Here is a 12,298-nt window from a genome sequence, read left to right as displayed (position 1 = left end):
TCAAACAATTTGGCGGAACGAAGCATAAGACCATTCGTGGTCGGCCGTAAAGCATGGAACTTTTATGCCAGCCCTAAGGGCGCTGAATCAAGCAGCATTGCCTACAGCATCATTGAGACTGCCAAAGCAAATAATCTGAATGTATTCAAATACCTGACTTATTTGTTCAAGGAACTTCCGAACACACCGTTCAAAGAGGAATCTGATCTTCTTGAGGATTATTTGCCCTGGAGTCCAGAAATTCAAGCAAACTGCAAATAACCCTACTACGATATGATATCCATATTGTAGCAGGGTTATTCGTGTTGCAGTATATACCTGGTTATTTGGCGCTTACTGTATTCGTGCTGTTGCCGATCATATACGGTATTTATTCTTCATTCACACAGTGGAACCTGATTTCCGACCAGACCTGGGTAGGCTTGAACAATTACAAGACGATTCTGTTGGACCAGGAATCGACGTTTTATTTTCAATTCCGGAATGGCCTGAAAAACACTCTGCTCTTTGTGCTCTACACGATTCCTTTCCAAATTTTGTTCCCGCTGATGATCGCAACCGTCATGCAGCATAAAGGCCTGAAATTCAAAGGCTTGTTCCAGGCCATCTTTTATGTTCCAGGGCTCGTTTCCGCCTCGGCAGGTGCCTTGATTTGGCTGTTGATCTTTAATCCGAGATTGGGGCCCATGAACAACTTGGTCGCTTCGGATGTCGTTTGGACAGCCCAGCAGCCGTATGCCTGGATTGTCATCTTCGTGATGTCGATGTGGGGTGCGATCGGCGGCAACCTGATCATTTATCGTTCCGCTATGGCGGGGGTATCGGAGGACCTTTATGAAGCCGCTGAGATTGATGGCGCGGGTTCATTACGGAAATTCATCAGCATCACGCTCCCTTCCATCCGGTTCCCGCTGTTCTATACATTCGTCATGTCCACTGCAGGTGCGTTCAATGTGTACGTTCAGCCATTGATGGCAACAAACGGAGGACCTAATCAGTCCACCACCGTTCTGATGATGTATATCCGCAATCTGGCATTCGGATCGGGAGAGTCCGTTGCAGGTATGGCTTCCGCGATGGCCGTTTTATTGGGACTGGTCATTCTGGCAGTGTCAGCCTTACAATTCTACGTCATGACGAAAAGATCGAAGGGGTGAAAAAGATGAGAAAAAACAATGCTTCAAAATATTTAGCCTATGCATTCCTGATTCTGTTGGCGCTTGCTTGGTTGTTCCCGGCTCTTTTCGGACTGTTCACATCCTTCAAATCCCAAGGCGATATCATGGAAGTGGGCTTCCGGATGTTCCCTGCCAACTGGATCGTCACCAATTACCTGAAATTGCTGCAGAACACGTCGAGCGCACCAATCATCACGTGGTTCTTTAACTCCTTGTTTGTCTCGACCACGCATGCGTTGTTGGTTGTGGTAGTCGTTTCTTTGGCTGCATTCGGCTACACAAGGGTCAACTTCAAAGGCCGGGATGCTTTGTTCTATGGCGTACTTGCCATCTCGATGTTCCCCTCAGCCGTGAATATCATCCCTTCCTATAAGATAGTGGATTCCCTTGGCTGGGTGAACACGTACTTGGCAGTCATCATCCCAGGGTTGGGCGGTGTCGGAAATGTATTTTTGGTCCGCCAATTCATGCAGAATATCCCGGCTGAATACGATGAGTCCGCAAGAATGGACGGCGCATCGGATTTCGTGATCTACAAAAACATCATTCTTCCGTTGGTGAAGCCCGTCCTGATTGTTGCAGGCATGTTCTCGTTCGTTGGCTCATGGAATGACTTTCTATGGCCAACCATTGTGTTGAGCGACGTCAAAAAAATGACGATCACAGCAGGTCTGCAGTTGCTGCAGGATTTGTACGGCAACTATGTGATGATCGGGCAATTGATGTCCGCTGCGGTCATCGCCATGATCCCGACCGTGCTGCTTTTCGTTTTTGCTCAGAAGTATTTCATTGATTCATTGAATCTCAATGTAGGAATTAAGTAATGGGGTGTTAAAAGATGAATAGGGCTTTAGAAAGAAACCTATTAAGAGGCGGTGCCATCTGGAATCTCATCAATGGCATGGTCACGATACTGGGATATGCAACCTGGATCAAAACATCCGGAATCGGCGCGCTTTCTTCCGGGCTGTCGTCCGATATCAATTTCGACGGTTCTTTGATCGACTCCGTCTACACCATTGCAGTCGGGTACGGGATTCTGCAGTTGATCATCGGTGTTTTCAACATCATTGTTGTGCGCCGTCTGCGAATAATCAAATACAGAAAAGGGTAGTTGTTTGGCTGGGGGGATTGCTCCTCTTCTCGATCGGCACACTGGATGTCATCGGCATCATCATCTATTCAGTGCTGTTCGTCATCTATCAATCGCGCAATAAGGCGATCCGCTTGGCAAACCAAATGTCCCTTTGATTTCAAAAAAACAGAAGAAATGAAGAGAAAAGTCGAGGTTGCGATTGTGCGGAAAAAAATACTGTTTAGTCTGTCGGCTGTGGCATTATTGGCCGGCTGCGGGGAAGAAGCAAAAAATGCATCAGTGGAACCGAACCAGGAGGTGGTAAGCCTGAATCAGGATTTCAAGGAAGCCTCCGTCCATGATCCATCGATCATTTTTGCAGAGGGTCAATACTATATCATCGGGTCCCATCTGGCATTCGCGAAGAGCCCGGACTTGATGAACTGGGAACAATTGGCGACCAGTGTGTCGACAAGCAAGCTGTTCGATGACGTCTCCGTTTCATTGGCGGATAGTTTCTATTATTCCAGAACGGATACGCTCTGGGCAAGCGACATAACCCAGCTGAAGGACGGGAAATATTACCTTTATTATTGTTCCTGCGAAGGCAGCAGCCCGCTGTCGACTTTAGGGGTGGCTGTATCGGATTCGATCGAAGGGCCATACGAGGACAAAGGCATCTTTTTGACATCCGGAACTGAGAGCGTGACCGGCGAGCCGTTCGATGCAACGGAAGAGCCGAACGTCATTGATCCCCACGTTTTTTACGATGAGGAAGATAGGCTATGGATGGTTTATGGATCTTACTCGGGAGGCATTTTTATACTAGAGATGGACTCCGGAACAGGTTTTCCTAAAGAAAATCAAGGTTATGGCAAAAAATTGTTGGGCGGCAATCACAGCCGGATCGAAGCCCCCTATATTCTGTACAATAAAGATACAGACTATTATTATCTGTTCTTGTCCTTTGGTGGCTTGGATGCAAGCGGCGGCTACAACATCAGGGTCGCGCGATCGAAGAATCCCGATGGGCCGTATGAGGACGCAAGCGGCAATGCGATGATCGCTGCCAAGGGTGAAGCAGGCAGCTTTTTCGACGATGAGGCGATAAAAGATTACGGCACCAAGCTTATCGGTAATTTTGCGATCACGAATGAGCAGGATATCCCGGTCGGCGGCTATGTGTCGCCGGGGCATAATTCAGCCTATTATGATGAAGTGGAAGATAAGTACTACATCATTTTTCACGCGCGCTTCCCGAATAAGGGTGAGCAAAATGAAGTGCGGGTGCATCAATTGTTCTTCAATTCTGACGGTTGGCCGGTTGTTGCACCGCTGAGATATGCCGGAGAGTCGCTTGCCGCTTTGGAAACAGAGGATATAGCTGGAGATTACCGCTTCTACAAAATGGACAACGCGATCGATGCCGAATATGAAGAGGAACTGGCGCTGACTTTGACCGCAACGCATCTTGTTTACGGCCAAGGCGGAGGCTATTGGAAGAGTTCGGAATTGCCGAACGAATCCAGCTTGGTCCTGAATTTTACCGAATACAAAGGCTACTTCATCAAACAATGGGATGAAGTGAACGGAGTCGAAACGACGACTTTTTCAGGGATGTCCGATCAAGGGGAAGCCCTGTTAGGCATCAAAACTATAGAAGATTAGAGTAAAGAATAAAGAGGTGGATGCTTTGGGTAAGACTATGACAAACTACAAAAACCCGATCGTGATCGAAAGAGCGGATCCATGGGTCTATAAACATACGGACGGCTATTATTATTTCACAGGCTCGGTGCCCGGCTATCAGGAGATCGAAGTGCGCCGCGCGAAAAGTCTGAACGAACTGGAAAACGGCGAACGCGCCAGCGTCTGGGACGCGCACGCGACAGGTCCGATGAGCAGCCTGATCTGGGCGCCGGAAATCCATCTGATCCAAGGGCGTTGGTACATCTACTTCGCCGCGGCGGGAACGGATGAGGTGGCCAAAGGGACGTTCCAGCACCGCATGTACGTGCTGGAGTGCGACAGCGAAAACCCGCTGACCGGCAAATGGATCGAAAAAGGCCAAGTCAAAACAGCCTTCGAAAGTTTCAGTCTGGATGCGACTACCTTCGAATTGGGCAACAAGCTCTATTATGTCTGGGCCCAGAAAGACCCGGCCATTCCAGGCAATTCCAATCTATATATTTCCGAAATGCAGAACCCGTGGACCCTCTGCGGCAAGCAGACGCTCCTGAGCATTCCGGAATATGATTGGGAAAAAATCGGTTTCCTGGTGAACGAAGGGCCGGCGGTCATCATCCGCAACGGCAAAGTCTTCATCACCTATTCCGGCAGCGCGACCGATGAAAATTATTGCATGGGCCTGTTGTGGGCGGATGCCGAAAGCGATCTGTTGGACGGCTACAACTGGCACAAACTGGCGGAACCGGTCTTCCGGAGTTCCGCCAAGAACCAGCTTTTCGGGCCGGGCCACAATAGCTTCACCCGCAGCGAAGACGGAGAGAACGATGTGCTGATCTACCACGCGCGTCCGAAAATCGTGACGGAAGGCGATCCGTTGGATGTGCCCGATCGCCATGCGCATGCGCAAGTATTTTCTTGGAGCGATAATGGGTTTCCGATTTTCGGTGAACCCGGAATTGACAATGACTAGAAGGGATGGATAGCGATTTGAATAAGATACAAGTAACTTTGAACAGGGAAAAAGGGAAAATCAGCCGTTATATATACGGTCAATTTGCGGAGCATCTGGGCAGATGCATTTATGAAGGTGTCTGGGTGGGAGCCGATTCGGAAATCCCGAACGTCAATGGCATCAGACAAGATGTTGTGGAGGCCCTCAAAGCCATCAAGGTTCCGGTCATCCGCTGGCCGGGCGGCTGCTTTGCGGACGAGTACCACTGGAAAGACGGCATCGGCCCTACCGAAGAGCGCGCCACCATCGTGAATACCCACTGGGGCGGCGTGACGGAAAACAACCATTTCGGTACGCATGAGTTCTTTGAATTATGCAGACAGGTCGGGGCGGAAGCCTACATCAACGGCAACGTCGGCAGCGGCACGGTCCAAGAGATGCAGGAATGGGTCGAATACATGACGATGGACGGCATTTCACCGATGTCGAAATTACGACGCGAAAATGGCCAGGATGAGCCTTGGAAAGTCAGATTCTTCGGCGTCGGCAATGAGAGCTGGGGCTGCGGCGGCAACATGCGGCCGGAATATTACGCTGATCTGTACCGCCGATACCAAACCTACGTCAGACAGTACACGAAAGAGCCGCTTTACAAAATCGCCTGCGGGCCGAACATCGATGATTACAACTGGATGGATGTGCTGATGAAGAATGCGGCACCGTTCATGGACGGCATCAGCCTGCACCATTATGCGTTGGCTTCCGTATGGGAAGACAAGCGTCCGGCGTTGGGGTTCCCTGAAAAAGAATGGTTCTCGCTGATCGACAGCGCCTTGAAGATGGATGAATTGATCACGCGCCACAGCACGATCATGGATAAATACGATCCTGACAAACGCGTAGGTCTGATTGTGGATGAATGGGGCTCCTGGCTGGCAGTGGAACCGGGCACAAACCCTGGCTTCCTGTACCAACAGAACACGATCCGGGACGCGATGATCGCAAGCCTGACTCTGAACATTTTCCATAAGCATGCAGAACGCGTGCAGATGGCGAACATTGCCCAAATGGTCAACGTACTGCAGGCCATGATCCTGACCGAAGGCGCAGAAATGATCAAGACCCCTACCTATCATGTGTTCGATCTGTACAAAAACCACCAGGACGCAACCCTTGTGGACGCGGATGGTGCCGTTTCCGGCACGACCAGTTACACCGTATCCAAAAAAGACGGCGTCATGACGGCATCCTTCTGCAATTACAGTCTGACTGACGCAGAAACCGTCATGTTGAGCCTTGTCGATGGCGCAGTCGGGGAAGTGACAGCAGAAGGGGTTTTCGGAAGCAAGATGGATGATCATAACTCGTTCGAAAATCCTGAAGCTGTTGCAAAACAAGCATTCACTGATTTCTCAGTGGATGGCAATGAAGTGACGATCACCTTGCCTCCGATGAGTGTTGTTTCCGTATACGCAAAGGAAAACTGACATGACCTGCAAAGGCTGCGAACGCCACAATCAGATGATGGAGATGGATATCGAGACCGCTATTGATGAACAATTGTCGATGGAGCTGAACCACGCTTCCGAAAAACTGCGGGACCAGCGGCTGGCGGTCTGCAATGTGTGCACTGCACTTTCGGAACATACCTGTCAGCATTGCGGCTGCTTCGTGCGCTTCCGTGCCAGCCTGCAGGACAAACGCTGCCCTTTGGGTAAGTGGTAAATCCATCTACAACAGGCGCCACATTTGTATTAACGCTCATAAAAGAACAAGAATAGCTGCCGGCTTGCTGGTGGCTTTTCTTGTATCCCGGCATGAAATCAGGATGAAAATTGGATGAAATGAGGACACAAAATGAATAGACAATTGCTTCAGAAACAACCGAAAGTGACAGTGTCAGACAGCTTCTGGCTGAAGTACAGGCAACTGGTGAAAGAGGAAATGATTCCTTTCCAATGGGATGTCCTGAACGACAGAGGGAACATCACCATCGAAAGCGAACGGGACGATGCGACCATCCCGACGGAAAAAAGCCATGTGATCGAAAACTTCAAGATAGCGGCGGGTCTGAAGGAAGGGCATCATTACGGCTGGCTTTTCCAGGACAGCGACTTGTACAAATGGATCGAAGCGGCAGCCAACACGCTCGCGTTGGAGCAGGATGAAGCTTTGGTCGCCCAAGTGGAGGAAACAATCGACCTTTTGGAAGCGGCGCAGGCTGAAGATGGGTATTTGAGCACCTATTATCAGATCGATGCCCCGCAACTGAAATTCAGAAGGTTGTTCGAAAGCCATGAATTGTACTGTATTGGCCACCTGATCGAAGCCGCCATCGCCTTTAAGGAAGCGACCGGTTCCGAGCGGTTGCTTCAGATCGCCGACAAAGCGATCGCATGCATCGAAGCGCATTTCGGCAAAGCGGAAGGGAAAATCGACGGCAGCGATGGCCACCAGGAAATCGAACTCGCGCTTGTGCGCCTGTATGAGTTGACGGGCAACCGGAAATACTTGGATTTGAGCGTCTACTTCCTGGATGTTCGCGGCGAGAATCCTGATTTCTTTGCGGACCAACTGGAAGAAAATGACCGCTTGGGATTGAAGCAAGGACCAAAGCCTGTCATCAATGCCGTCTACCATCAAGCGGATAAGCCTGTCGTCGAACAGGATACGGCCAGAGGGCATGCTGTCCGGTTGGTCTATATGGCGCTGGCGATGGCGGGTGCCGGACATTACCAGAAAAATGAAAAATTGGTTGCTGCGGCGAAAAAAATTTGGGATAACATCGTCCAAAAACGGATGTACGTGACAGGCGGCATCGGTTCAACCGTTCGCGGGGAAGCCTTCACCTATGATTATGATCTGCCGAACGATCTGATGTACTGCGAAACATGTGCGGCGATCGGACTGCTGAATTTTTCGAATGAACTCTTGAAAAGCGAAACCGACAGCCGCTATGCGGACATCATGGAAAGGACGCTCTACAACGGCATCATCAGCGGCATGGCCTTGGACGGGAAACACTTCTTCTATGTCAATCCGTTGGAGGTGGATCCGCAAGCGAGCGCCCTGAATCCGGACAAGAGCCATGTGAAAGCGACGCGGCCTTCCTGGTTCGGCTGCGCCTGCTGTCCGCCGAACTTGGCGCGCACGCTGCCCGCTGTCGGAAGATACGCCTTCACGCAAAAAACCGATGAAGTGCTGCTGAATCTGTTCATCGACAGCGAACTGGCCGGGGAGCAGGACGGCAAACTTTACACGATTCGGCAAAGCCATACGTTTTCGGAAACGGGCCGGACCGTCATCACGGTTGAAAAAGCATCCTCTGAACGGCTGCGTTTGGGCATCCGCATCCCTTACTGGGCGTCGGATCCACTGCTGATTGTGGACGGCGAAGAAACGGTTGCCGACACATGCAATGGCTACACCTACGTTACTGTAGTGTCCGAATCAGCGAAAATTGAATTGAGCTACACCATCGCCATCAATGAACTAGAAGCGCACCCGCTCGTCAAAGCGGATAAGGGCAAAGTCGCGCTGCAACGTGGGCCCTTCGTTTATTGCATGGAAGAACAGGACAATGGGAAACAGTTGCATCTGCTGGCGCTGACCGGAACGATCCGACCGCGTTTCCGATCGGATCAGCTGCTCGGTGATATCGTCTGCCTGGAAGCGGAAGGCGAGCTGCAAGTGATGGAGGATGAGTGGCAATACAAATTGTACCGTGTCCGTCAGAAACCGAAAGCCATTCCCAAAAAACTGACGTTCATCCCTTACTACAGCTGTGGCAATCGGTCTTTGGGGGAGATGCAGGTATGGGTTGATAAGGAGGACACGCATGTTTAGAAGTTACGCACAGACACCACCAAAAGGTTGGAACAGCTGGGACTCTTTTGGAGCCAGCGTGACGGAATCGGAAGTATTGGGCAACGCCGAAATGATGGCGAAAAGCTTGAAGGACTACGGTTGGGAATACGTCGTCGTGGATATCCAGTGGTATGAGCCGCGCGCTGATTCCTGCGCCTATCACCCATTCACCGAACTTCGTCAGGATAATTACAGTCGACTGATCCCTGCCGAAAATCGATTCCCTTCAAGCCGAGGGGGACAAGGGTTCAAACCGTTGGCGGATGCGGTCCACGGAATGGGACTGAATTTCGGCATCCATATCATGCGCGGCATTCCGAGGCAGGCGGTGCACAACAATACGAAAATTTGGGGTACGCAAAAAACGGCTCGGGACATTGCGGATGAAAATTCCATCTGCCCGTGGAACACGGATATGTACGGCGTGGATGCATCGAAAGAAGGCGCACAAGCCTATTACGATTCGCTTTTGGCTTTATATGCTGACTGGGGAGTCGACTTCCTGAAAGTCGATGACATCGCCGATTCGAAATTATACGGAACCCATACAGGCGAAATTGAGCTGATCCGGAAAGCCATCGACGGCTGCGGCAGGCCGATGGTGTTGAGCCTCTCGCCGGGACCCGCCCCGATCGAGTTCGGCACCTTTTTCCAACGGCATGCGAATATGTGGCGGCTGACGGACGATTTGTGGGACAACTGGAATCAGCTGTATGACATGTTCGGACGCTGCGGAAAGTGGTCGGCTTTTGTCGGATCCGGCACCTGGCCGGATTGCGACATGCTGCCGTTGGGCCATATCGGTACCCGGACCGTTGCCGACGGATCCGAAGCGCGCATGACGCGGTTCACGAAGGATGAACAGCGCTCCCTGATGACGCTCTGGTCGATTTTCCGTTCGCCGCTTATGTTCGGTGGCGATCTGCGGAAATTGGATGACTGGACGCGTTCGCTGTTGACCGATCCTTACCTGATCGATGCGCATCAGAACGGGCGCGATGCAAGGGAAGTGTACCGGAAGGATGATTTGGTGATCTGGGTTTCAGAAAGTGACGCCAGGAAATATGTTGCTTGCTTCAATCTGTCGGATGATCCGGCTCGTTTACCTGAATCCGTCGAGGGATGGCTGCGGACAATCGGCGGAGATCTGCATGAAGTTTGGGAAAACCGGACAGTGTCGATTGCGGATGTGGAGACGGCTTTCATCGCTCCGCACGGTGTCGTTCTGTATGTTTCCAAATAGTGACAGCACGGGAATGTGGGCGGATCGGAAAAGTTCCGTAAACTGTCCCTATGCTTTTGGCGTTTTTAACGATAAAATGGGAGGTATCATATACTCGGAAGTTCAGCTTCCTTTGACCGGAAAGGTTCAAGGTAGAGGGGGCTGGAATGCGCCATGGAGGGGATACAACAGTGAAAACCGTTCAAGTGAAAGATGTCGTCTTCAACGAAGGCAGGCCGAAAATCTGCGTGCCGTTGGTAGGAAAAACAAAACAGGAAATCATTGCCGAAGTCAAAATGCTGGAAAACGTCGCTTTCGATCTGGCGGAGTTGCGCATCGATTTTTTCGAAGATGTAGAGCATCCCGAACGGGTCGCGGCATTGTTGGCTGAAATCAACAGCATCTACAAAAAGCCGTTGCTGTTCACGTTCCGCACCAAAAAAGAGGGCGGAGAACGCGAGCTGAGCTTGGATCGCTATTTTGAACTGAACCGTTTCGCAATCCGGAGCGGGCTGGTGGACCTGGTCGATCTCGAACTGTTCAGTTCTGAAGCAGAGGTGATCGAATTGATTGCCGAAGCGAATGCAAAAAACGTGAAAGTCGTCCTGTCGAGCCACGATTTCTTCCGGACGCCACCTAAAGAGGAAATCGTCGCGAGATTGGTGAAGATGCAGCAAATTGGGGCGGATATAACGAAGATTGCGGTCATGCCGCAAAGCGAGGAGGATGTCCTGACGCTGCTGGCGGCGACATTGGAAATGAAAAAAATGAAAGCTGACCGCCCGTGCATCACGATGTCGATGGGCAAGTACGGCGTCATTTCGCGGTTGGCCGGAGAACTGTTCGGTTCCTGCCTGACTTTTGCGGCGGCCAAAGACGTCTCCGCGCCGGGCCAAGTGTCTGTCCGCGATGTCCGTTCCATCCTGGAGATTTTGGCGCTGGATTGAGAGCCAGCGGGCGGAGCAGAGTGGTTCGGATCTTTCGGATTTCCGCTCTGCTCCGGCGAAGCTTCGCTTGCCGGAGCACACCCGTTGCCATCAGCCGCAACTACGGCGCGAGCTTCCTCATCGGAAAACGCAAGCAAAATGTGGGATGGACTCCGTCGAAGCCTCCGTTCGCCGGAGTTCCCATGTTTTTAATCGATCAGGAGAACAAATGAATGGAGAACACAGAAAAGGCCACCCTTATCGATCAAGGTGGCCTTTTCTGTGTCCTGGTATCCAGAACGATTCAATATACGCTCAGCTTCGCGGTTTGAAGCTGCTCACTTTCAACAAAATTTGGTTGATGCCAAGCAACAGTTCATCCGTCAATTCGACATCCACCGACTTGATGTTATCCTCGATCTGCTCCGGACGGCTGGCGCCGATGATGGCTGAGCTGACGCCCGGTTGGCGCAAAATCCATGCCAAAGCCAGTTGCGGCATGGTTATTTCCAATTCGTGGGCGATGGCTTCGATTTCCCCAACTGCTTCCAACAGGGACTCGTTTTCCAGATATTTTTGCATCGTACTGTTCAGTTTGCTGTTGGCGGCACGGCTACCTTCCGGAACTTGTTGTCCGGATTTGTACTTGCCGGTCAGGATGCCTTGTCCCAATGGGGAAAAGACGACTTGCCCCATGCCATTGGCGACGGAGACGGGCAGCACATCGACCTCGATGTAGCGCTCGATCATATTGTAGATCGGTTGGTTGGAAACGAGCGGCCGGAAGTTATGCTGTTTTGCGAGCTGGTGGGCTTGCTGGATTTTGTCGGCGGGCCATTCGCTGACGCCGGCATAAAGGATCTTGCCTTGACGCTGCAGGTCATCGAGTGCCCAGAGCGTTTCCTCCATCGGTACGCTCGGATCGTAACGGTGGCATTGGTAGAGATCCAGATAATCCATATCCAGGCGTTTCAGACTGGCGTCGCATGATTCGATGATGTGCTTGCGCGACAAGCCCCGATCATTCGGACCGTCCCCCATCGGGAAATAAACTTTGCTGGCGACGACCAAACTGGAGCGCCGATAGTCCTTCAGCACTTTTCCGAGCACAGTCTCAGCAGCACCCTTTTCATAAACATTGGCTGTATCGAAAAAGTTGATGCCTGCTTCATACGCAGTCCGAATGCACTCCTCCGCTGTTTGGTCCGCTACTGATTTTCCGTACGTCAACCAACTGCCCAGTGCAATTTCGCTGACGCGCAAACCACTTTTCCCTAGATTCCTGTATTTCATATACTCTTCCTCCTTGAGTCTGCTCCATCGCTCGAATCCATCGAATGGGATTTCTTGAAAATTAAACAGCTGTATATCCTTATCATAAGCCACAAA

General features: G+C 51.2%; 12 protein-coding genes. 11 read left to right on the top strand and 1 reads right to left on the bottom strand.

All coding sequences use genetic code 11. The annotated features are described in order from the left end of the window. From BM184_RS14040 to aroD, 11 genes are all read left to right on the top strand, one after another. A partial coding sequence (locus BM184_RS14040) for a transposase domain-containing protein (RefSeq protein ID WP_143091150.1) occupies positions 1-261 on the top strand: 261 nt, incomplete at its 5' end. Positions 262-302: 41 nt separating this feature from the next. After that, on the top strand, positions 303-1,157 hold the full coding sequence (locus BM184_RS14035) for a carbohydrate ABC transporter permease (RefSeq protein WP_245830788.1): 855 nt from the start codon (positions 303-305) through the stop codon (positions 1,155-1,157). A gap of 5 nt (positions 1,158-1,162) precedes the next feature. Continuing rightward, complete coding sequence (locus BM184_RS14030) at positions 1,163-2,002, top strand: carbohydrate ABC transporter permease (protein ID WP_086943948.1); 840 nt, start codon at positions 1,163-1,165, stop codon at positions 2,000-2,002. 14 nt (positions 2,003-2,016) lie between these two features. Then, on the top strand, positions 2,017-2,292 hold the full coding sequence (locus BM184_RS14025; RefSeq protein ID WP_086943949.1) for a hypothetical protein: 276 nt from the start codon (positions 2,017-2,019) through the stop codon (positions 2,290-2,292). Between the two features lie 156 nt (positions 2,293-2,448). Next, complete coding sequence (locus BM184_RS14020) at positions 2,449-3,921, top strand: glycoside hydrolase family 43 protein (RefSeq protein WP_086943950.1); 1,473 nt, start codon at positions 2,449-2,451, stop codon at positions 3,919-3,921. A 37-nt stretch (positions 3,922-3,958) separates the two neighbouring features. After that, positions 3,959-4,912 carry a glycoside hydrolase family 43 protein gene (locus BM184_RS14015; protein ID WP_086943982.1) on the top strand — a complete coding sequence of 318 codons (954 nt, stop codon included), beginning with the start codon at positions 3,959-3,961 and terminating at the stop codon, positions 4,910-4,912. A gap of 17 nt (positions 4,913-4,929) precedes the next feature. Then, complete coding sequence (locus tag BM184_RS14010) at positions 4,930-6,381, top strand: alpha-N-arabinofuranosidase (protein WP_245830789.1); 1,452 nt, start codon at positions 4,930-4,932, stop codon at positions 6,379-6,381. A 1-nt stretch (position 6,382) separates the two neighbouring features. Beyond that, positions 6,383-6,619 (top strand): DUF6171 family protein, encoded by a 237-nt coding sequence (locus BM184_RS14005; protein WP_086943952.1) that lies wholly within the window; start codon positions 6,383-6,385, stop codon positions 6,617-6,619. Positions 6,620-6,751: 132 nt separating this feature from the next. After that, positions 6,752-8,740 (top strand): glycoside hydrolase family 127 protein, encoded by a 1,989-nt coding sequence (locus BM184_RS14000; RefSeq protein WP_086943953.1) that lies wholly within the window; start codon positions 6,752-6,754, stop codon positions 8,738-8,740. Next, positions 8,733-10,004, top strand: a complete 1,272-nt coding sequence (locus tag BM184_RS13995; protein ID WP_086943954.1) for a glycoside hydrolase family 27 protein — start codon at positions 8,733-8,735, stop codon at positions 10,002-10,004. The genes BM184_RS14000 and BM184_RS13995 overlap by 8 nt, the downstream gene beginning before the upstream one ends. Positions 10,005-10,150: 146 nt before the next feature. Next, positions 10,151-10,930 (top strand): type I 3-dehydroquinate dehydratase, encoded by a 780-nt coding sequence (gene aroD, locus BM184_RS13990; protein WP_086943955.1) that lies wholly within the window; start codon positions 10,151-10,153, stop codon positions 10,928-10,930. Positions 10,931-11,224: 294 nt separating this feature from the next. On the opposite strand, the gene BM184_RS13980 is transcribed toward aroD, so the two are convergent. Continuing rightward, positions 11,225-12,202: an aldo/keto reductase family protein gene (locus BM184_RS13980; RefSeq protein ID WP_086943956.1), complete on the bottom strand. Its 978-nt coding sequence runs from the start codon at positions 12,200-12,202 to the stop codon at positions 11,225-11,227. Between the last annotated feature and the right edge of the window lie 96 nt (positions 12,203-12,298).

It is taken from the genome of Trichococcus pasteurii, assembly GCF_900112935.1.
In the GTDB taxonomy this organism is placed as follows: Bacteria; Bacillota; Bacilli; order Lactobacillales; family Aerococcaceae; genus Trichococcus; species Trichococcus pasteurii.
This window is presented reverse-complemented; position numbering and strand designations above follow the sequence as displayed.